Genomic DNA, 19,753 nt, shown 5'->3' with positions numbered 1-19,753 from the left:
GCATATTAAAGACAACCGTTTGCAATTTCTTGATATGTTACTGAACTCTGACAATACGGCGCTTTCGGCACTTGATAGATTAAGCGTTGTAAATTATAGGATTTGTCAGTTTTAGCATATTTTGTTCCGGATATCCTCTTAATCTGCAACCGAATCCGCTCAGCCAAGCGGGTCGGGGCTTGGGAGCCGCAGGTCCGGCGCGGCGACTCGGGTAACGATGCCACAACGCGCGCTGCGGATCGCCCGGAGCATTGCGCGCACTACCCTGACGACGCGGTCACCACACCCTCAGCACGGAATATTGCATCCGCGTGCTCAAGCTGCTCCCTGGTTGGCGATGGCGTCGCTTTGAGCTTGTACTCCATGCCCATCTCATCCCACTTGTGCTCGCCCATTTTATGGAAGGGCAACACTTCGACGCGCTCGACATTCGTGAGTTTGGCCACGATGCGCGCAACGGCACGGATGTTGTCCTCGCCATCGGTCAGACCGGGAACAAGAACGAATCGCACCCAGACCGGTTGCTTCCTGGCCTCCAGTCGTCGGGCGAACTCCAGCGTCGGCTGGAGCGGCACGCCGGTCACCCGTTGATACAACCCGGGCAGACCGGACTTGATATCGAGCAACACCAGATCAGTGGCATCGAGCAGCGCATCCGACGCACGTGCGCCGAGAAAACCGCTGGTGTCCAATGCCGTGTGCAGCCCCAGATCCTTGCAGCCCTGAAAGACCGCCTCGACGAACGCGGGCTGCACCAGCGGCTCACCGCCGCTGACGGTCACCCCGCCGTGGGTATGCATCAGATAGGGCTTGTACTCCGCGATCTCCTGCAGCAACGCACGGCTCGATAGGAGCCGCCCGCCACCGAGCTTTTGCGTGTCCGGGTTATGGCAATAGAGGCAGGTCAGACGACAGCCGGCCAGAAACACGACAAAGCGCACGCCGGGACCGTCAACGGTCCCGGCGGTCTCAACGGAGTGGACGTAGCCGTCCACCGCAGTGACTTCAGGCACAGCAGCCATGGAAGGTGCGGTTGACCACATCGAGCTGTTGCTCGCGCGTCAGCTTGACAAAGTTAACCGCGTACCCCGACACCCGGATGGTGAGCTGCGGATACTTCTCCGGATGCTCCATGGCATCCAGCAGGGCTTCACGCTCCAGCACGTTGACATTGATGTGCTGAGCGCCGTTGCTGTGTGGATTCAAACCAAAATAGGTGTCCAGCAACCCGGTCAGATTGGCGATCTGGTCCGACTCCACTGGTCCGAGCGCACTCGGGACGATCGAGAAGGTGTAGGAGATCCCGTCCTGCGCATGGCGGTAATCCAACTTGGCCACCGAGGACATGGACGCCAGGGCACCCTTGAAGTCACGGCCGCTCATCGGATTGGCGCCGGGCGCAAAGGGTTCACCCTTCTTGCGTCCGTCCGGCGTTGCCCCCGTTTTCTTGCCGTAGACCACATTGGAGGTGATGGTCAGGATCGACTGGGTATGCACCGCATTGCGATAGGCCGGGATCTTCTTGAGCTTCTCCATGAAGGCTTCCATGGCCCAGCGGGCAATCGCGTCGACTCGCTCGTCGTTGTTGCCGAAGCGCGGCGGATCGCCCTCGATGATGAAGTCCTGGGCGAGGCCGCGTTCGTCACGCACCGCCGTGACCTTGGCGTATTTGATCGCGGCCAGCGAGTCGGCCACCACGGACAAGCCGGCCATGCCGCAGGCCAGGGTGCGCAGCACATCCTTGTCATGCAGCGCCATTTCCAGCCGCTCGTAAGAATATTTGTCATGCATGTAATGAATGACATTGAGCGCGCCGACATAGGTTCGCGCCAGCCAGTCCATCATCGGCAGGAAATGTCCGATCACCTCGTCGTAGTCCAGCACGTCGGAGGAAATCGGCTCCAGGGCTGGCCCGATCTGCTCGCCGGTCAACTCGTCGCGCCCACCGTTCAGGGCGTAGAGCATGCACTTGGCAAGATTGGCGCGCGCGCCGAAGAATTGCATCTGCTTGCCGATCCGCATGGGCGACACACAGCAGGCAATGCCGTAGTCGTCCCCCCAGAAACCGCGCATCAGGTCATCGTTCTCATACTGGATCGATGAGGTGCGGATGGAGGTCAGCGCACAGAAATCCTTGAAACCCTGCGGCAGCGCGTGCGACCACAGGACCGTCAGATTCGGCTCCGGCGCAGCGCCCAGGGTCTCGAGCGTATGCAGGAAGCGGAAGGACGACTTGGTCACCAGCGTGCGGCCGTCGGAACTCATGCCGCCGATGGACTCGGTCACCCAAGTCGGGTCGCCCGAGAACAGCGCGTCATAATCCGGCGTCCGCAGGAACTTCACCAGCCGCAGCTTGATTACAAACTGGTCGAACAGCGCCTGCGCCTCGCTCTCGGTCAGGCGACGCGCCTTCAGATCGCGCTCCACGTAGATGTCGAGGAAGGTCGAGGTACGCCCCAGCGACATGGCGGCACCGTTCTGCTCCTTGATGGCGCCGAGATAACCGAAATAGAGCCACTGGATGGCTTCCTGGGCCGTGTTGGCCGGTCCGGAGATATCATAGCCATACTTGGCAGCCATCACCTTGAGGTCTTTCAGCGCGCGAATCTGATCGCTGAGCTCCTCGCGCTCACGGATGACCTCTTCGCTCATGCGCGCCGCGTCGCTGATGTCTTTCTGCTCTTCACGCTCGGCGATCAGGCGATCGACACCATACAGGGCAACGCGGCGGTAGTCGCCGATGATCCGCCCACGGCCATAGGCGTCCGGCAGACCGGTGATGATGCCGGACTTGCGGATCGCCCGCATCTCGGACGTATAGGCGTCAAAGACCCCCTGATTGTGCGACTTGCGATAGCGGCCGAAGATTTCCTGGATCGCCGGATCGATCTTATAGCCGTAGGCCTTGAGCCCATCGACCACCATCTTGACGCCGCCGGTGGGCATGATCGCCCGCTTGAGCGGCTTGTCGGTCTGCAGGCCGACGATCGATTCGAGCGATGGCTGGATATAGCCCGCACCATGCGACAGCAGGTCCGACGGCACGCTGGTGTCGGCATCCAGTACGCCGCCTTTCTCGAACTCTTCTTTGCGCAGTTCCATTACGCGGTTCCATAGCGCCTTGGTGGCCTTGGTGGCGCCCGCCAGGAACTGATGGTCGCCGGTATAGGGCGTGACGTTGCGCTGGATGAAATCGCGCACGTCGATCTCGTGCTGCCAGGGACCGGCAGTAAAGCCCGCCCATGAGACCTCGGGCGTATTGCCTTTGCCCCACGTCTGCTCGTCGTCGGCGAGCGCGGCGCTCTCGTGGTCTTGTCTGGTCATCGGGATGCTCCTCTAGATCTCTTTGGTCGTCTTGGTGGACAGCTTGGCTGAGCCGCCTGGCCTCGGGCCCTCGGTCAGCGCACTACGACCGTCTGCGCGGTCTTCATCTGCGGCACACATTCTCCCGGCGAACCGGGGATCGCGTCCGCACTCGGCAATTCTACACGAATCGCCTAAATGCCAGCCGCGTCAAACGAGACAGGGCTGATCATCGGTGCTGTGAAGTTCATTCGCGGCTGGAAGTTTGCCAAGCCCCAGCCTGCACAAGGCTGGCGAAGTTGGGCTTTCATATTACTATTCAAGTAGTCATTTTTTAAGGGTATAGCCGACCAACGATCTTGCGAGACGTGGTCGGCCTGGAACCCGCAAACCCGGTCACCGATACAACCCGCCTGCCAAACCGCAACGGCCGGACCTAGAACGAGAATGAAACCCTCGGGTACACACATGCGTTCGTTCGCGGCAACGGTCGGCACGTACGAAGATCCGGTACAGCAGCGCCCGGCTGACCTACGGTCCAACTTGCTTTGTCATATTAAAGCAATATTTATGCCGATAGTATATCAGGAGAAATCGCATCGGGGAAGCCCTCTTGATCCGCGCCTGCAACCGCACAGCCCCCTGGAATGTCAGATACCAGACAAGCACACTCAGGTTTGCGGGGTTTCAGACATCAAGTACGACTGAGGCGCCCGCGGCTTGAGCCGAGCCGCGCAATGCCCGATCATGCCGGCCCGCACTCAGCCGACCTCAGCCCATGAAATACGCCGATCTCCGTGACTTCATCGAGCAACTGGAAGGACGCGGCGAACTCAAGCGCGTCCGGGCCGAGGTCGATCCCTACCTCGAGGTCACCGAGATCTGCGACCGCACCCTGCGCGCCGGCGGTCCCGCGCTCCTGTTCGAGCGGCCCAAAGGGTCACGGATTCCCTTGCTGGGCAACCTGTTCGGCACGCCCAAGCGGGTCGCGCTCGGGATGGGCGAGGAGTCGGTCGAAGCCTTGCGCGAGGTCGGGCGACTGCTCGCTTTCCTCAAGGAGCCGGACCCGCCCAAGGGCATGCGTGAAGCCTGGGCCGCCTTGCCGATCTTCAAGAAAGTCCTGGACATGGCTCCGAAGGTGCGACGCAACGCCCCCTGTCAGCAGCAGGTCTTCGTTGGCGATCAGGTCGACCTGGGACGCTACCCGATCCAGCACTGCTGGCCTGGAGATGCCGCGCGCCTGATCACCTGGGGCCTGGTGGTGACCCGCGGCCCGGAGAAGTCGCGACAGAATCTCGGCATTTACCGGATGCAGGTGCTGGGACCCAACCGCGTCATCATGCGCTGGCTCGCCCATCGCGGCGGGGCCCTGGATTTTCGGGACTTCCAGCGCGCGCATCCGGGCCAGCCCTTCCCGGTTTCGGTGGCCCTGGGCGCTGACCCGGCGACCATCCTGGGGGCGGTGACACCGGTGCCCGACACCCTGTCGGAGTATGCCTTCGCGGGCTTGCTGCGCGGCAGCCGGACCGAACTGGCCGCCTGCCTGGGCTCCGACCTGCAAGTCCCGGCCAGCGCCGAAATCGTCCTTGAGGGCCACATCCATCCGGACGATCTGGCGCCCGAAGGCCCGTTCGGCGACCACACCGGCTATTACAACGAGGTCGACCGCTTCCCGGTCTTCACCATCGACCGCATCACCCAGCGCGCCGACCCGATCTATCACAGCACCTACACGGGCCGGCCGCCGGATGAGCCCGCCATCCTCGGGGTCGCACTGAACGAGGTCTTCGTGCCAATCCTGAAAAAGCAATTCCCGGAGATCGAGGACTTCTATCTGCCGCCCGAGGGCTGTTCTTACCGGCTCGCCGTCGTCAGCATGAAGAAGCAATACCCAGGCCATGCCAAGCGCGTGATGATGGGCGTCTGGTCCTTTCTGCGGCAATTCATGTACACCAAGTTCGTCATCGTGGTGGACGACGATGTGAACACCCGCGACTGGAAGGATGTCATCTGGGCCATGACCACGCGCATGGACCCGGCACGCGATACGGTGCTGATCGAGAATACCCCGATCGACTATCTCGACTTCGCCTCGCCGGTGTCGGGTCTCGGGTCCAAGATCGGATTCGACGCGACCAACAAATGGCCTGGGGAGACGACGCGCGAGTGGGGACGCCCGATTCGTATGGATGACGCGGTGCGCGAACGGGTCGATCGAATCTGGGGGGATCTGGGCATTGATGGTCCGCGCGCATGACCGGTCTGGCGCGGGGCGTGGAGCGGGAAATAGTCGTTGAATCGCTTCTTCGACAACGACACCAACGCGCCTCAAGCAACTTCAGGATCGGTCGCCCGCAAACGCCAGCGGCCGATCCGTCAACCAGGTTCCGGCTTCAGTAGCGCCCGCCACCCTCACGGCCGCCGCCGTCGCGATCACGGTCGCGCCCGCCACCGCCGCCGCCCCAACCACCGCCTCCCCCGCCACCTCCGCCGCCGCCGCGCGGACGATTCTGCTCGCGCGGACGGGCCTCGTTGACGGTGAGCTTACGGCCCTTGTAGACGGACTCGTTCAACTCCTTGATTGCGGTATCCGCATCCGCGTTGTTGGGCATATCGACAAACCCAAATCCTTTGGACTGACCAGAGAATTTGTCCTTGATGACCTCGGCGGCGGCGAGTTCGCCGTATTCGCCGAAGGCCTCGCGCAGATCCTCATCAGTGACGCTATACGACAGGTTGCCTACGTAGATCCTCATCGCTGTCTCTCACGTTCGTGTGCATTGGTCGGAGGAAACCCGCCGAGCGACCAATACACAAGTCCGCTCGTCGGAAACTGAGAACTGCCCGCCGTCGCTGCCGACGGCATGCCGCACATGCGGTATGCGATGCCACAAGGGTAGGACACGCGGAGACAAACCGCATCGCGCGATCGGAATCGGGCCTGGGGATGGATCGGGAGTGGGTCCGGCAACCTTCAGACGGCGCCTGCATCGGCGCTGACTTCGGCTTTCGGACGGGTCGGGTCCCAAAGACATGCCCCGGGAGGGACTCCGGAGGGGCGATAGGGTAGTGTCTTGTCGGTCGATTGGAACCCTGGCGTCTGGCGGCAATGGAAACAGGGCGAAAAGTAGTGTATCAGGGTCGGTGCGTCAACCGTCGTTTGAGTAAAAAAACGCAACGAAACGCTAGGGACCGAACCCACCGGTACGATACTCGTCCATCAACACCCCGCCCAGGGAGCCAATGGCGGCGCCCAGCAGGGCGCCCTGACCGGCATCGGCACTCAAAGACCCAATGATCGCGCCGACGCCGGCGCCCAAGGCCGTCCCACTGGCCTGCCTGGCCCGAGCGGTGGTCCCGCAACCGGAGAGTACCAGGGCGGCCGTGAGCAGGACGGTCACGACAATAGCCTTCACCGGCGCCTCCCGATCAGTCGATATTGCCTTTGAGGTGCTGGTCATAGAGGTAGCCGCCGAGGGCGCCCACGCCGAGCCCGATCAGGGCGCCGGCCCCGGCTTGAGCGGTCAATGAACCGATCAGCGCACCGCCCGCGGCACCCATGAGCGCACCGGTCGCTGAACGTGTCCCGGTCGTGTTGCCGCATCCGGCCAGCGGCAGCGTGGTGATCAGGACCGCGCCGATCAGGGCCTTGGGGACGCCGACAGTCTTTATCGCAAAGGTGTTCATGAGAGTTCCTGGTATCTGAGAAAGGTTGCCCGCGGCCGCGACCGGGGGCGCCTGGGACGCGGCGGGTCAGCCCTTACAAGGATACTTGGCCGCGAGTGCGCGGATCAAACCAACCACCGGCGGCTCGCCCATCAGCGTCGCGTCACCGGCCTTGGCCGCAGCCCAGGCATTGAAGGCCGACAAACCCTCCTCGATGGTGGCGTTCGCCGGATAGCAGATCAGTCGCTTCATCTGCTTCGGCTTGCTGATTGCATCGTGGTATTGCACTGCGGACTCGATGAACGCACGGCACGCCTGGTGTGCCATCGGATACTCGGCAGCGTTGGACGGCACCGCGCAGACGGCGTACAGGTCCTTGGTGGTATCGAAGCGGAAATCCGCATTTTCCACGGCCACGGCCGGCTGGCCCAAGGCCAAGGCAATCCCGGCGGCAGCCAGGGCATGAATGAACGCTGAGTTGGCTTGCATCGATCGGGTCCTTAAGGAATTGTTACGCGTGGCCGCGGCAAAACGGCCCGTCGCAGCGACGGACCGGCGGATGATCTCAGTTATTGAAGCTGCCGCGGGCGTGCTCGTCCACCAGGACGCCGCCCAGGGCACCGACCCCGGCGCCGATCAGGGCGCCGGTGCCGGCATTCGCGCTGAACGAGCCGATGATGGCACCGGTGGCGGCACCCATGCCGGTCCCGGTGGCGACCCGCGCACGGGAGGTGTCGCCGCAGCCGGTCATTGCCAGCCCGGCAGCCGCGGCAAGGAGGAGAATGGCGATCGGTTTCATGAAAAGCTCCGGGTAATGATGCGACGAGAAGAAATGTTGAACCGGGCGGCTCATCGGCAGGGGTACGCCTGCGCCAGAGACCGCACCAGACCTACGACGGGCAGTTCGTTCATCCGTTTGGCGTTGTCCGCGTTCTTCTGACCCCAGGCGAGAAAAACGTCGCGGGCACCGGCAATGGTGGCATCCTTGGGGTAGCAGATCAGCCGTTTCATCTTCTTACGGTCGCTGACCGCGTCGTGGTACTGCACCGTCGCTTCAATGAAGGCGCGGCAGCCGAAAGCCGCCGCGACCTGAGCCTGCGCATCCATGCCGGCGGCACAGACGGCGAGCAGATCCTTGGTGGTTTCGTAGTTGAAGCTGCTGTCATCCACAGCGCTGACTGGCGCCGACAGCGACATGACCGCGATCAGGGCGGTCGCCAAGGCGGACGATCGGATGGTTGGGCTCACGGATAAGTCTCCTGGCTCGATCTGGTCGAAAACGACCGCCGGACGGGTCCAGGTAACCCCTGAACAGCGCCCGAGCGGACTTGAAGTCTAGCTGCTTGTCATCCCGCTGTCAGTCGCCACGCACGATGCCACAGGCGCGCAGCCCGTCCGCCAGACTGGGATACCGCAGACTCAAACCCAACTCCTCGCGCAGCTTGCGATTGCGCAGACGTCGCGATTCAGCCAGGTAGGACAGCATCCCGGCGGAGACCTGACCGGCCGCCTCCGCCATCGGAATCAATGGCGGGCGCGCCAGACCCGCGGCGTCGGCAATCGCCAGGAAATAGTCGGTCATGGTGCTCGGCGCGTCATCACACGCATTGTAAACGGCACCCGGCCGGCCGCGTTCCATCGCGGCGACACAGGCCGCAACCAGATCGTCCACATGGATGCGGTTGCTGAAAGGCGACTCCTGCGGCCGCACCAGCGGCTGGCCCTGGCGGATACGCTCCAACGGGAGCCGGTCCGGGCCGTAGATTCCGGCGACCCGCAGGATCACCAGTTCACCCCCGCTCGCCGCGCTCCAGCGCCTCAGGGTCTGCTCGGCATCCCAGCGGCGGCGCGCGCGATCGGCCCCGGGGCGGGCCGGCCAGGACTCATCCACCCAGGCCCCCTGACAGTCGCCATAGACACCGGTGGTGCTGATGTAGACCACCCGGCGCGGGTGACCGGTCCGCGCGAACGCATCGACCAGACAGCGGGTATGCTGGTCCTCGCTGCCCGCGACCGACGGCGGCGCCAGATGGAAGACGCGGGCGCCGTCCAGGGCGCCAAGGGGCTCCGTTGCCGTCAGGCTGCCCTGCGCCAGTTGGACGCGACGCGCCGGGATCCCGGCGGCGCCCAGGCGCTCGACCCCGGCGGGACTCTGCACCAGACCGGTCACGGACAGGCCAAGGTCCAGGTATTGGCGGGCCAGACGCGTGCCCACATATCCGCAGCCGACAATGATGATTTCGTCCACAATCCCGCCGAAGTCATTTCTTTGTAATCCGTTCGGATTATTCACCCAAAGGCGCGCCGGCGCAAAGGCGGTCGACTGACATGAGCTTCCAGATCCGCACCGAGCCGGCCGACCAGCACTTCGACGCGGCGCCCGGCGAGACCATTCTCGCCGCCGCGCTGCGCCAGGGCGTGGGGCTGCCTTACGGCTGCCGCAACGGCACCTGCGGTTCCTGCGCCGCCCAGCTCATCGCCGGTCAGGTCGACTATCCGAGCGGCACGACGAGCGGCCTGGAAGGCAAACCGCCGGGGACCTGCCTTACCTGCCAGGCGGTCCCGACGGCCGATCTGGTCCTCGGCGTGACGCAGATCCGCGGCGTCGCCCAGATCGAGGTCCGGACCCTGCCGTGCCGCGTCGTCCGTAAGGAGCACCTGAGTCATGACGTGGTGCGCCTCTATCTGAAACTGCCGGAGCAGCAGCGGCTCCAGTTCTTCGCCGGTCAGTATCTGGACTTCATCCTGCGTGACGGGCGCAAACGCGCCTTCTCCATTGCCAACGCCCCTCATGACGACGCGGCCATCGAATTGCATGTGCGCCACGTGCCCCAGGGCCAGTTCACGGACTATGTGTTCAATGACTTGCAGGAAAAGACCATCCTGCGCATCCAGGGACCGCTCGGCACTTTCTTTCTGCGCGAGGACACCGACCGCCCGATCATTTTGATGGGCGGCGGCACTGGTTTCGCGCCGCTCAAAGCCATGATCGAGCACGCCTTCCATATCGGGATCGAACGCCCCATGCAACTCTACTGGGGGGTGCGGGCGCGCCGCGATCTCTATCTCCCCGACCTGCCGCTCGCCTGGGCGCGGGCGCACCCGCACTTCACCTACACCCCGGTCCTCTCGGAGCCCGACCCGGACTGGCAGGGACGAACCGGATTCGTCCATGAGGCGGTCGCGGCGGATCACGCGGATCTGAGCGGATTCGACTGCTACCTGAGCGGGCCGCCGCCGATGGTGGAGGCCGGCCGCCGCGCCTTCGAGGCCCGCGGCTTGCCTCGGGATCACCTGTTCTCCGACGCCTTCGAATATGCCCCGGAGACCCGCGCGGCAGCGGGCGGCTGAGCCGGCAACACACAGTTCGCGACGGCCGATCAACCCCGCGGTCCTTGCCTCTGCGACCCGTTCGCGGTCAAACTCCGCGGCCGGACGGGAACCTTCCCGACTGCCATTAGAGGATCATCGCCATGCGCCCAGCCCGAACCGGCATCGCCGCCTCCCTGGCCCTGTGCAGCGCCATCCTGCTTACCCTGCTGGTCAACGGCTGCGCGTCGAACCCGGCTCCCGTGACCTGGAGCGCGCCCGGAGTCACACCCAAGCCCTACCGCAATCTGGTCGTGTTCGGCGTCGCGGCCAACGGCAAGGTGCGGCGCGCCTATGAGGTGAATTTCGTTGCCGCGTTGCGTGCACGCGGGGTCTCGGCGCGCGCCGGCCATGGCCTGCTGCCCGATGGCGGTCTCGGGGACGTCAAGGCGGTGAAGCGCGCGGTTGCCGGCACCGGCGCACAAGGTGTCGTCATCACTCACCTGGTGGGCGGGCGCTCCAGCCAAGTCCAGTCCCGCAACTTCGTCAGCCCCAGCCTCTCCGGCAGTCTCTACCCCTACTACCAGCGGGTCCACGGCTATGTCACCGAACCCGGCTATTACGCCAACTTCCCGGTGCTCCAGCTCGAGACCAACCTCTATGACGTCGCCCGCGAGAAGCTGGTCTGGTCCGCGCGGTCACAGCCCATGGACCCGGGCTCCGAGAAAACCACCATCAACGAGGTCATCGAGACCATCATCCGCAGCCTGGCGGAGGCCGGATTCCTGCCCAAGTAGCGGGTGTCTGTACGGACGCCGCTCCCCAGAGGGATTCCCGAGTCCTGACCGAGCCAATGCGATTGTTGAACGGTACCGCATCATCGGCAGGGGTGCGGCGGCGCTGTGATTCTGGCGTAAACACATGGATCGCTCTAAGCTTTCCGTTTTCACCCGTGAGCGGTACCCTGCGTCTTCTCGGGCAGGATCCATGAACCCCCGGCGGACACCCCATTTCCGGAGTCTTCATCTTGGACATCGACATTCTCAATGCTGATTTCGGGATCAGCGGAACCCTGCGTTTCACCACGGGACGCGGCGGTCTGACCATGATCGAGATCGACAACGGCTTGGCGACCGCCCTGGTCTCACCTTACGCGGGCCAGGTCCTGGCCTACCGTCCGGCGGGCGCCGCGACCGACCTGCTGTTCGTCAGCAAGCGCGCCTATTTCGCGCCGAGTAAGGCGATCAAGGGCGGCATCCCGATCTGCTGGCCCTGGTTCGGCGCCGACCCCGCGGGACTGGACCGGCCGGCCCACGGCTTCGTGCGCGCCTGGCCCTGGTCGGTCCTGGCGACCAGCACGCTGCCGAGCGGCGCCACCCGCATCACCCTGGGCGTGGCCGACGACGCCCGGACCCGCGCCCTGTGGCCCTATTATTTCAATTTGTTGGTGGAAATCACCGTCGGCGCCACCCTGGGTGTGGAACTGATCACCCGCAATGCCGGTGATCGGACCTTCCAGATCACCCAGGGCCTGCACACCTATTTCAGCGTCGGCGACGCCACCCGGGTGCGCGTGCTGGGCCTGGAAGACTGCAACTACATCGATAAGGCCGCCGGGGCGCAGAACGCCATCCGCACCCAGGAGGGGCCGATCACGATCGCCGCCGAGGTCAACCGTATCTACGAGTCGGTGCCGCCGGCCCTGACCATTGAAGACCCGGTGCTGGAGCGGCGCATCCGCATCAACAGCCGCCACAGCGCCACCTGCGTGGTGTGGAACCCGTGGGTGGCGACCGCCCGCGCCATGGATGACCTGGCCGATGAGGACTATCGCCTCATGCTGTGCGTAGAGACCGTCAACACCGCCTCCGAGGTGATCGATGTCCCCGGCGGCGGCGAGACCCGGGTGGAGGCCGATTACGCCATCGAGCCCCTGTGAAGGCCAGCCCGGTGCGCCCGCGCAACCACGCGAACCCGGACGTCCCGCGGCCGGTGCGGACCAGGCATTCCCGATCACCGAACCGGGTTACTCAGGTATTCAGGACACGATGATCGCGGAGCCGGCACTTCAGGAAGCCCCCGACCGCCTGTGGCAGCAGTGGCTGGACTGGGCCGCCACCCAGGGCCGCGCGCGGCCCGCCGCCCCCGTGTTCGATGCTATCCGCACGCGCGTCTGGGAAGGCAGCGAATACGTCGCTCAGGCCGCGGCCCGCCACCCGGCCGAGTTCGCCGATCTGCTGGACTGCGGCGATCTGGATCGGGTCTATCAGCCCAGTGACCTCGCGTCCCGGCTGGCCGGCGCGCTGGCCGGCGTGACCGACGAGCCGGCCCTGCAGCGCGCCCTGCGGCGTTTCCGCCGCCGCGAGCAGACGCGCATCATCTGGCGCGACCTGGGCGGCCTGGCCGGGTTGGACGAAACCCTGGAAGACCTCTCGGAACTGGCCGACTGCTGCATCCGCGAAGCCTTGGCGCGGCTCCACGACTGGACGCGCGCCGAACTCGGTACACCGGTCGATCCCGCTAACCCGGCCGACGTGGCGGGCGGCCCGGCCCGCGAGCAACACCTGCTGGTCATCGGCATGGGCAAGCTCGGGGCGCGCGAGCTGAATCTGTCGTCCGACATCGACCTGATCTTCGCCTTTCCCGCCCAAGGCCAGGTGAGCGGCGGACCGCGCGAACTGACCAATCAACAGTTCTTCCTGCGGCTCGCCCAGCGCCTGGTGCAGACGCTCGACAACCAGACCGTCGACGGCTTCGTCTTCCGCGTGGATACCCGCCTGCGTCCCTTTGGCGACGCCGGCCCACTGGTGATGGCGCTCGATGCGCTGGAGGACTATTACCAGTCCCAGGCGCGCGAGTGGGAGCGCTACGCCATGATCAAGGCGCGCGTCCTGACCGGCGACCCGCCGGCCGTCGCCGCCCTCGAGAACCTGCTGCGGCCCTTCGTCTACCGGCGCTATCTCGACTTCGGCGCCATCGACTCCCTGCGTGATCTCAAGCAGATGATCGCCAAGGAACTCTACAAGAAAGGCATGGACGCCAATATCAAGCTCGGTCCGGGCGGCATCCGCGAGATCGAGTTCATCGGCCAGGCCTTTCAGTTGGTGCGCGGCGGACGCGATCCGGACCTGCAGACCCGCCCGATCCGCCGGGTGCTGACCCTGCTCGGACAGCGCGGGCGGCTGCCGGCCGTCGCCGTGCAGCAACTCGATGACGCCTACTGTTTCCTGCGCCTGGTGGAGAACCGCATCCAGGCCTACCGGGACCGGCAAACCCACCTGCTGCCCGCCGATGACCTGGGGCGGTTACGGCTGGCGCGCACCATGGGTTGTGCCGACTGGGAGACCTTCGCCAAGGACCTGGATGGGCACCGGCAATGCGTCCAGAATCAATTCGATCAGGTCTTCGCGGCCCCCCCGACCGAGCCCGCCGGCCTGGACCCGGACCTCACCGCGCTGTGGCGCGGCACCCTGGACGACGCGCGCGCCCTGGAGGTCCTGGCCGCCGCGCGCTTTACGGACCCTCAGGCGGCCTGGCAGCGGCTGGGTACCTTCCGCGACGCCACCGCCCGCAAGGGACTGAGCACCCGCGGCGGAGAGCGGCTCCACCAGTTGCTGCCGCTGGCGCTGCAGGTCATTGCCGCCAGCGAGGCGCCGGACCTGGCCTTGGAGCGCGTCCTGCGCGTGCTGGAGTCGGTGGTGCGGCGCACGGCGTATCTGGCCATGCTGATGGAGCGGCCGATGGCCCTCACGCAGCTCGCGCGGCTCACCGGCATGAGCCCCTGGATCGCGGAGCAAATCGTCCGCCAGCCGCTGCTGCTCGACGAGCTGATCGACCCGCGCCGACTCTATACCCCCCAGCGGCGCCATGACCTCGAGGCGGAGCTGGCCGCCCTGCTCGCCCCGATCGACGCGGAAGACCTGGACCAGCAGATGGAGCGGCTGCGTCAGTTCGCCCACGGCAACATGCTGCGGGTGGCCGCCGCCGACCTGACCGGCGTGGTGCCACTGATGAAGGTCAGCGATTACCTCACCGAGATCGCCGAGGTCGCGGTCGCCCGCACCCTGACGCTGACCTTCGCCCATCTGGCCAGGCGCCACGGCCGGCCCGCGGGCCTGCAGGGCGCCGACACCGGCCTGCTGGTGCTGGGTTACGGCAAGCTCGGGGGGCTGGAGCTGGGCTACGGGTCCGACCTCGACCTGGTGTTTCTCCACGGCAGCATCCAGCCCGGTGCCGAGACCGACGGACCCAAACCCATCAGCGCCGAGCAGTTCTACAACCGGCTCGGCCAGCGCATGATCCACATGATGACCGCGCACACTCCGTCGGGCATCCTCTACGAATTGGACATGCGCCTGCGCCCGGACGGCAACAAGGGCATGTTGGTGCGCTCACTCACCGCCTTCGCCGACTATCAGGAACACAGTGCCTGGACCTGGGAACACCAGGCGTTGATCCGCGCCCGGCCGACGGCCGGCGACGCCGCGTTGGCCGAGCGCTACGGCTTGATCCGCCACGCGATCATCTGCCGGCCGCGCGATCCCGAGACACTGCGCGAGGATGTCCGGGCGATGCGCGCACGCATGCGCGACAACCTGGACAAGAGCGGGCGCGGACGTTTCGACCTCAAGCAAGGGCGCGGCGGTATTGCCGACATCGAGTTTATGGTTCAATACTCGGTCCTGCGGTGGGCCGCGCAGTACCCGGACCTGGCATTCTGGACCGACAACATCCGTCAACTCGAAACCCTGGCCCGGCTGAACCTGCTGCCCGGTCAAACCACGGCCGATCTCACGGAGGCCTACAAGGCCCTGCGTGGCGCCTATCATCGCAGTACCTTGCAGGATCAACCCAAGACGGTACCCGACGACGCCCTGCTCCCGGAGCGCGCGCGCGTCCGCGGCCTGTGGCAGGAGTTGATGGGCGATTGAAGGGGCACGCCGGCCGACCGGCACTTTTCTGGAATCAACCACGGCGGGGCACCGGCCCCGACCCGAGCGGAGTAGCACATGGCGACGATGGCGGACCGTGATGGTCTGATCTGGCTGGACGGTGAGATGGTGCCCTGGCGCGAGGCCAAGGTGCATGTCCTGACCCACACCCTGCACTACGGCATGGGCGTCTTCGAGGGCGTCCGCGCCTATCAGACCGACCGCGGCGCGGCCATCTTCCGTCTTCAGGAGCACACGGACCGGCTGTTCAATTCGGCCCACATCCTGGGGATACCCATGCCTTGGGACCGCGCGGCCCTGCAGGCCGCGCAGTGTGCCGTGGTGCGGGAGAACGCGCTCGCCTCCGCCTACATCCGTCCGATGTGCTTCTACGGCGCCGAGGGCATGGGCCTGCGCGCCGACAACCTCAAGGTCCACTGCATGGTCGCCGCCTGGGAGTGGGGCTCCTATCTGGGTGAAGACAACATGAAGAACGGCATCCGCATCCGCGTGTCGTCCTTTACCCGTCACCATGTGAACATCACGATGTGTCGCGCCAAGGCCAACGGGAACTACATGAACTCCATGATGGCGCTGCAGGAGGCCATGCGCGACGGCTATGACGAAGCCCTGCTGCTGGACACCTCCGGCTATGTCATGGAAGGCAGCGGCGAGAATATCTTCATCGTGCGCGACGGGGTCCTCTACACCCCGGATTTGACCTCCGCCCTGGACGGCATCACCCGCCGCACCGTCTTTGCCCTATGCGAGGAACTGGGTCTGCGGGTGGTGGAGAAGCGCATCACACGCGATGAGGTTTATATTGCCGACGAGGCCTTCTTCACCGGCACCGCCGCCGAGGTGACGCCGATCCGCGAGGTCGACAACCGCACCATCGGCAAGGGCGGCCGCGGCCCGCTCACCGAGCGCCTGCAAACGCTCTATTTCGATCAGGTCCATGGCCGCCGGGACACGCACCCGGAGTGGCTGACCCTGGCCTGACCCGATTCCGGACCGGCCCGGATCCGGCGTGACGCCGGGTCAGCGCCGATCCGGACGCGCCGCAACCGTATCCAGACACCGGAGCCCCCAATGCACCAGGCCGCCGCTCAGCCAGCCAACACGACCGCCGCGCATCAGAGTGCAAACAGCATCGCGGTCAGCCGCGCCGACTTGCCGCTGTGCTGCCCGCGCCATGCCGACAAACTGTGGAACATGCACCCGCGCGTCTACCTGCCGATCGAGAACACCCCCGACGGCACCGCCGTCTGCCCCTACTGCGGGGCCCATTACCGACTTGTCGACTGAGCCCGCCGTTATACCGAACGGTTTTTCGTTTTTCGTTAGAGTCATCAAGCATCAGCTTACGAAATACGAAAAACCAACAACGACCGGTATAGTTCGCCGACCTTGATCGTAATCCCGGCCAGCGGTGTGCGTAGTCAGGGCTTCCAGCCCTGACGGTGTCAGGCCAGGATGGCCTGACTACGCACCCGGCGAGCCGGAATCTTGATCGATGCCAATTCGCCAATCACGCGGTTTCATCAGAGCCGCACAGGCCAAGCCCCATGCCCAGAGTCGACACCGACGCCTTCTACCGTCTGGCACTGGAGCGCTACGGCCATAACGCCGAGGGCGCCCATTGGGAATCGGCGCACACCCAACGCGTCCGGTTCGATGTGCTGCGCCGCTTGCTGCCCGCGGATCCGGCCGACCTGACCCTGGTCGATGTCGGCTGCGGCATGGGCGACTTCTATACCTACCTGAAATCGGCAGGGGCACTGCCGGGACGTTATCTCGGCATCGACGTGGTCGCCCCCATGGTCGAACTCGCCCGCGCCCGCACGCGCCAGGAAATCCTGCTGCTCGACGCCTTGCAAGACCCACTGCCGGAGGCCGACTACTACGTCTGCAGCGGCGCCATGAACACCTTCACCCGCGATGAGACCCGGCAATTCATCGCGCGCTGTCTGGCGGCCTCGCGCGGCGGCTTTCTCTTCAACCTGCTCCGCGGCCTCGACGATTGCGACACCTTCAACTACTGGGAACCGGACGAGATGCTCGCCCTCGCCCAGGACCTGGGGGCCGTCTGCGCCATCGAGACCGGCTATCTGCGTGAAGACTTCACCGTGGTCCTGCGCCGCGCCAGGCGGCCTTGATCGTAATCCCGGCCAGCGGCGTGCGTAGTCAGGGCTTCCAGCCCTGACGATCTCAGGCCAGGATGGCCTGACTACGCACCCGGCGAGTCCAAGTGGCCGGAATCTTGATCGAGGCCCGCCAGGCCTAGCTGATTTGATCGACGCCGGCGTCCGCTTGGCGCAGCGCCGCCTGTCCGAGCTGTTTCAGAATGCGCCGCTGCATGGCCGGGTTATCGTCCGGTCCTTCGATATACATGGGCCGACCGTTCATCCCGAAGGTGAAGTCGACCGGACACTCGGCCGGGTCGATATCACCGAAAATCAACCCGGCGATCCGGTAGTCCGGATGCGGCTCGAAACCGAGATTCCTGGCATAGGCCGCCGCATCCTCGACCAGCTTGCGCGCGTAGGCCGGCTCCTGCCGCACGAGTTCGCCCACGGGACCGTCCTGTATCTTGTCCAGGAATGCGGGATACTCCGCACCCTCGAAGATCTTGAAGAGCGCGTTCTTGACACCCAGGCAGTAGGTATCAACGAGGATTCCAGCCAACGCATAGCGGCCATCCGGCAACAGCCGGCTGATCCACACGGTGCCGATCCCCGCTTCGAACAGGCTCGAGGGTACCAGAACGTCCGCGATCGGCGCCCGCACCGCTGCCGCCCACTCGCGCGCCTTGGACAGGACACCCGACTGGCCGGAAGCCCCCTGTCTCGCCTGCTTGCGTTTCATCTCCCGCTTGGCCCGCTTCTTCTGCAAGGCCTTCTGATCAAGTGCCATTGACATTTACCCCTTTGAAAAAATAAGTATGGAAAAAAGCGGTCAGCGATCAGCCGTCAGCTTGCGTTGCAACCGGATTCGCTCAGCGTGACAGCATACGCTGAACCACTCCCGCGTGAGCCGCCGTCCGCCGCCGTGCGCATTGCGCAACCCGGCGCAGAACCGTCAGCATGATCAATGATCGGCGACCTCGATCTTGACCTGCGGTGAGAACTCACTTGGATTCAACGCCGCAAGCTGGGTTCTGACGCGCTCGCGCAGTCCGATAGCGGGCTTGAGAACGTAGTCATCGTAATCGGAGTGCTCCGGATTCAGCATGAACAGCCGTGACAACGCCCGCGCTAACCGCTCAATGGCCTTGGAGTCACGGGTGTCGCCTTGCAGCGACGGCACCTGGCCATAGGGAAAAATCGCTGAACTGGCGGTACGGATCTGGTGCGCATACTCGCCGAAGACATCAGCCTTGATGCCCGGCCCCTGGGCGAAATGGGCGTTGGTGATGCGTGGAATCTTCCACCCGGCCACGATACCGTGAAAGCGGTCGAGCAGCGCGTCGTCATGGAACATCTCGGGCAACTGGCGTATGAAATCAGGCCGCGTTGGCAATCCGCGGTAGTCCAACTCGATATTTGCCAGGACCATCAAGCCGCACTCGCTGGTAATCTTATCATGGCCGATCGTGTAATGGCCGGACTCCAGGTAATCCTTGAACTTAGCATGGATGTCGCTCTCCCCCTTGAACTCGATGGACTGACCCTCATCCAAAACCAGTAGGTCAAAGCGGGCGAGCAAACCCTCCTCCCGCGTACTCAGGTTCTTGAACAGTTGCGCTCGGGTCAAGGCCCCGCCGCTGTTGAGCCAGACGTGGCGACTCAGATTAGAAAAAACGAATGACTTACCGGTTCCCTTAGGTGCCAGTTCCATCATGTTCAAGTTCTTTTGCACCAAGGGTAGCAGCCGCAGAACGAGGTTCCGCCGCTGGTTCTCGCTATAGGCTTCAGGCTCATAGCCCATGGTGCGAATCAGCACTCTCAGCCATTCTTCGGTATCGAATCCTTGGCGGGCATCGATCAGGGCCTGCAAGCGGACCTGACCGGATTGCATAGGTCGAAACTCGATCAACTCGATCACGTTGCGGTCTTTGCCGTCCGATCGCAGTGCGAGTCGACCGGCTCCCCACTGGCCTCCGCTCAGAAGGCCGGGATGCTCATCTAAGAGGACATTGCTGGCCTCGGCCCGACTCTCGTCTAGACAGGGGATGCTGACCAAGCGCTTACCCTTGGACACATCGACGCGCACGGTGAAGCGATCGAGAACGACCACTGAGTCACCATTGACGATCCGATTCTTGAGGCCCTCTTTTTCGGTCTTGGTGGGCAGGTGTTGGGTCATGAAAGCCGTGATTTCCTGATAGACCGCGTCGTCTTTCTTGTCCGGCCGTTCATAACGTGATACCAGCCACTCCTCGACGAACGTCGTCACGGTCCGTGCCTCGCGAATGTGGAGATTACGTACCCGCTCCTTGTCGATCGTCAGATCGCCGAGAAGTTCGACAATCTTAAAGTCCAGATCAGTGATAATCGCCATAGTCACTCACTCTTGATGTCACCCTGATAACGCCAGTCGCC

19 protein-coding genes are annotated in these 19,753 nt (G+C 64.4%); 8 read left to right on the top strand and 11 right to left on the bottom strand.

Annotated elements, in window-relative coordinates:
• Positions 1 to 260 precede the first annotated feature (260 nt).
• Entirely contained in the window at positions 261 to 1,022 is a 762-nt protein-coding gene (gene pflA / locus QZY03_RS27770) for a pyruvate formate-lyase-activating protein (protein ID WP_295586933.1), read from the bottom strand.
• Positions 1,006 to 3,324, bottom strand: coding sequence for a formate C-acetyltransferase (gene pflB, locus QZY03_RS27765; RefSeq protein ID WP_295586931.1), 2,319 nt, complete (start codon positions 3,322 to 3,324; stop codon positions 1,006 to 1,008). Before pflB ends, pflA begins: the two co-directional genes overlap by 17 nt.
• Positions 3,325 to 4,081: 757 nt before the next feature.
• Here pflB and ubiD point away from each other — a divergent pair.
• Positions 4,082 to 5,560, top strand: coding sequence for a 4-hydroxy-3-polyprenylbenzoate decarboxylase (gene ubiD / locus QZY03_RS27760; RefSeq protein WP_295586929.1), 1,479 nt, complete (start codon positions 4,082 to 4,084; stop codon positions 5,558 to 5,560).
• A gap of 136 nt (positions 5,561 to 5,696) precedes the next feature.
• On the opposite strand, the gene QZY03_RS27755 is transcribed toward ubiD, so the two are convergent.
• From QZY03_RS27755 to QZY03_RS27725, 7 genes are all read right to left on the bottom strand, one after another.
• The gene (locus QZY03_RS27755; RefSeq protein ID WP_295586927.1) at positions 5,697 to 6,059 is read right to left on the bottom strand and encodes an RNA-binding protein; all 363 of its coding nucleotides are present in this window, start codon (positions 6,057 to 6,059) and stop codon (positions 5,697 to 5,699) included.
• Positions 6,060 to 6,488: 429 nt separating this feature from the next.
• Positions 6,489 to 6,719, bottom strand: coding sequence for a YMGG-like glycine zipper-containing protein (locus QZY03_RS27750; protein WP_295586925.1), 231 nt, complete (start codon positions 6,717 to 6,719; stop codon positions 6,489 to 6,491).
• 13 nt (positions 6,720 to 6,732) lie between these two features.
• Positions 6,733 to 6,990, bottom strand: coding sequence for a glycine zipper domain-containing protein (locus QZY03_RS27745; RefSeq protein ID WP_295586924.1), 258 nt, complete (start codon positions 6,988 to 6,990; stop codon positions 6,733 to 6,735).
• 66 nt (positions 6,991 to 7,056) lie between these two features.
• The gene (locus QZY03_RS27740; protein ID WP_295586922.1) at positions 7,057 to 7,458 is read right to left on the bottom strand and encodes a Rap1a/Tai family immunity protein; all 402 of its coding nucleotides are present in this window, start codon (positions 7,456 to 7,458) and stop codon (positions 7,057 to 7,059) included.
• A gap of 76 nt (positions 7,459 to 7,534) precedes the next feature.
• Positions 7,535 to 7,768, bottom strand: coding sequence for a glycine zipper domain-containing protein (locus QZY03_RS27735; RefSeq protein WP_295586920.1), 234 nt, complete (start codon positions 7,766 to 7,768; stop codon positions 7,535 to 7,537).
• Between the two features lie 50 nt (positions 7,769 to 7,818).
• Positions 7,819 to 8,217, bottom strand: a complete 399-nt coding sequence (locus QZY03_RS27730) for a Rap1a/Tai family immunity protein (protein WP_295586918.1) — start codon at positions 8,215 to 8,217, stop codon at positions 7,819 to 7,821.
• Between the two features lie 109 nt (positions 8,218 to 8,326).
• On the bottom strand, positions 8,327 to 9,262 hold the full coding sequence (locus tag QZY03_RS27725; protein ID WP_295586916.1) for an SDR family oxidoreductase: 936 nt from the start codon (positions 9,260 to 9,262) through the stop codon (positions 8,327 to 8,329).
• A 35-nt stretch (positions 9,263 to 9,297) separates the two neighbouring features.
• Between QZY03_RS27725 and QZY03_RS27720 the strand changes: the two genes are divergently transcribed.
• The 7 genes from QZY03_RS27720 (at position 9,298) to QZY03_RS27690 (ending at position 17,368) form a co-directional block, all read left to right on the top strand.
• A complete protein-coding gene (locus QZY03_RS27720; RefSeq protein WP_295586914.1) occupies positions 9,298 to 10,320 on the top strand; it encodes a CDP-6-deoxy-delta-3,4-glucoseen reductase in 1,023 nt (340 codons plus the stop codon).
• A gap of 122 nt (positions 10,321 to 10,442) precedes the next feature.
• Positions 10,443 to 11,075 carry a hypothetical protein gene (locus tag QZY03_RS27715; protein WP_295586912.1) on the top strand — a complete coding sequence of 211 codons (633 nt, stop codon included), beginning with the start codon at positions 10,443 to 10,445 and terminating at the stop codon, positions 11,073 to 11,075.
• A gap of 230 nt (positions 11,076 to 11,305) precedes the next feature.
• The gene (locus tag QZY03_RS27710) at positions 11,306 to 12,217 is read left to right on the top strand and encodes a D-hexose-6-phosphate mutarotase (protein ID WP_295586910.1); all 912 of its coding nucleotides are present in this window, start codon (positions 11,306 to 11,308) and stop codon (positions 12,215 to 12,217) included.
• 109 nt (positions 12,218 to 12,326) lie between these two features.
• The gene (glnE, locus tag QZY03_RS27705) at positions 12,327 to 15,209 is read left to right on the top strand and encodes a bifunctional [glutamate--ammonia ligase]-adenylyl-L-tyrosine phosphorylase/[glutamate--ammonia-ligase] adenylyltransferase (protein ID WP_295586908.1); all 2,883 of its coding nucleotides are present in this window, start codon (positions 12,327 to 12,329) and stop codon (positions 15,207 to 15,209) included.
• 78 nt (positions 15,210 to 15,287) lie between these two features.
• Positions 15,288 to 16,211 (top strand): branched-chain amino acid transaminase, encoded by a 924-nt coding sequence (locus tag QZY03_RS27700; protein WP_295586906.1) that lies wholly within the window; start codon positions 15,288 to 15,290, stop codon positions 16,209 to 16,211.
• A gap of 90 nt (positions 16,212 to 16,301) precedes the next feature.
• Positions 16,302 to 16,517 (top strand): zinc-finger domain-containing protein, encoded by a 216-nt coding sequence (locus QZY03_RS27695; RefSeq protein WP_295586905.1) that lies wholly within the window; start codon positions 16,302 to 16,304, stop codon positions 16,515 to 16,517.
• A 260-nt stretch (positions 16,518 to 16,777) separates the two neighbouring features.
• Entirely contained in the window at positions 16,778 to 17,368 is a 591-nt protein-coding gene (locus QZY03_RS27690) for a class I SAM-dependent methyltransferase (protein WP_295586903.1), read from the top strand.
• A 124-nt stretch (positions 17,369 to 17,492) separates the two neighbouring features.
• Here the strand turns inward: QZY03_RS27690 and QZY03_RS27685 are convergent, their stop codons facing one another.
• Together QZY03_RS27685 and brxL are read right to left on the bottom strand one after the other, a co-directional pair.
• Complete coding sequence (locus tag QZY03_RS27685; RefSeq protein ID WP_295586901.1) at positions 17,493 to 18,125, bottom strand: hypothetical protein; 633 nt, start codon at positions 18,123 to 18,125, stop codon at positions 17,493 to 17,495.
• 174 nt (positions 18,126 to 18,299) lie between these two features.
• Positions 18,300 to 19,712, bottom strand: coding sequence for a BREX system Lon protease-like protein BrxL (gene brxL, locus QZY03_RS27680; RefSeq protein WP_295586900.1), 1,413 nt, complete (start codon positions 19,710 to 19,712; stop codon positions 18,300 to 18,302).
• Positions 19,713 to 19,753 lie beyond the last annotated feature (41 nt).

Origin of the sequence: uncultured Lamprocystis sp. (assembly GCF_903933125.1) — a bacterium.
GTDB lineage: Bacteria > Pseudomonadota > Gammaproteobacteria > Chromatiales > Chromatiaceae > Thiodictyon.
The sequence above is the reverse complement of the archived record's forward strand: the minus strand, read 5'-3'. Positions and strand labels throughout refer to the sequence as shown.

Excerpts from the sequence above, each read along its gene's own strand:
- QZY03_RS27685 (WP_295586901.1), bottom strand. The coding sequence starts at position 18,125 with ATGGCACTTGATCAGAAGGCCTTGCAGAAGAAGCGGGCCAAGCGGGAG.
- QZY03_RS27740 (WP_295586922.1), bottom strand. The coding sequence starts at position 7,458 with ATGCAAGCCAACTCAGCGTTCATTCATGCCCTGGCTGCCGCCGGGATT.
- QZY03_RS27700 (WP_295586906.1), top strand. The coding sequence starts at position 15,288 with ATGGCGACGATGGCGGACCGTGATGGTCTGATCTGGCTGGACGGTGAG.
- brxL (WP_295586900.1), bottom strand. The coding sequence starts at position 19,712 with ATGGCGATTATCACTGATCTGGACTTTAAGATTGTCGAACTTCTCGGC.
- pflB (WP_295586931.1), bottom strand. The coding sequence starts at position 3,324 with ATGACCAGACAAGACCACGAGAGCGCCGCGCTCGCCGACGACGAGCAG.
- QZY03_RS27690 (WP_295586903.1), top strand. The coding sequence starts at position 16,778 with ATGCCCAGAGTCGACACCGACGCCTTCTACCGTCTGGCACTGGAGCGC.
- pflA (WP_295586933.1), bottom strand. The coding sequence starts at position 1,022 with ATGGCTGCTGTGCCTGAAGTCACTGCGGTGGACGGCTACGTCCACTCC.
- ubiD (WP_295586929.1), top strand. The coding sequence starts at position 4,082 with ATGAAATACGCCGATCTCCGTGACTTCATCGAGCAACTGGAAGGACGC.
- QZY03_RS27715 (WP_295586912.1), top strand. The coding sequence starts at position 10,443 with ATGCGCCCAGCCCGAACCGGCATCGCCGCCTCCCTGGCCCTGTGCAGC.
- QZY03_RS27745 (WP_295586924.1), bottom strand. The coding sequence starts at position 6,990 with ATGAACACCTTTGCGATAAAGACTGTCGGCGTCCCCAAGGCCCTGATC.
- glnE (WP_295586908.1), top strand. The coding sequence starts at position 12,327 with ATGATCGCGGAGCCGGCACTTCAGGAAGCCCCCGACCGCCTGTGGCAG.
- QZY03_RS27720 (WP_295586914.1), top strand. The coding sequence starts at position 9,298 with ATGAGCTTCCAGATCCGCACCGAGCCGGCCGACCAGCACTTCGACGCG.
- QZY03_RS27735 (WP_295586920.1), bottom strand. The coding sequence starts at position 7,768 with ATGAAACCGATCGCCATTCTCCTCCTTGCCGCGGCTGCCGGGCTGGCA.
- QZY03_RS27755 (WP_295586927.1), bottom strand. The coding sequence starts at position 6,059 with ATGAGGATCTACGTAGGCAACCTGTCGTATAGCGTCACTGATGAGGAT.
- QZY03_RS27695 (WP_295586905.1), top strand. The coding sequence starts at position 16,302 with ATGCACCAGGCCGCCGCTCAGCCAGCCAACACGACCGCCGCGCATCAG.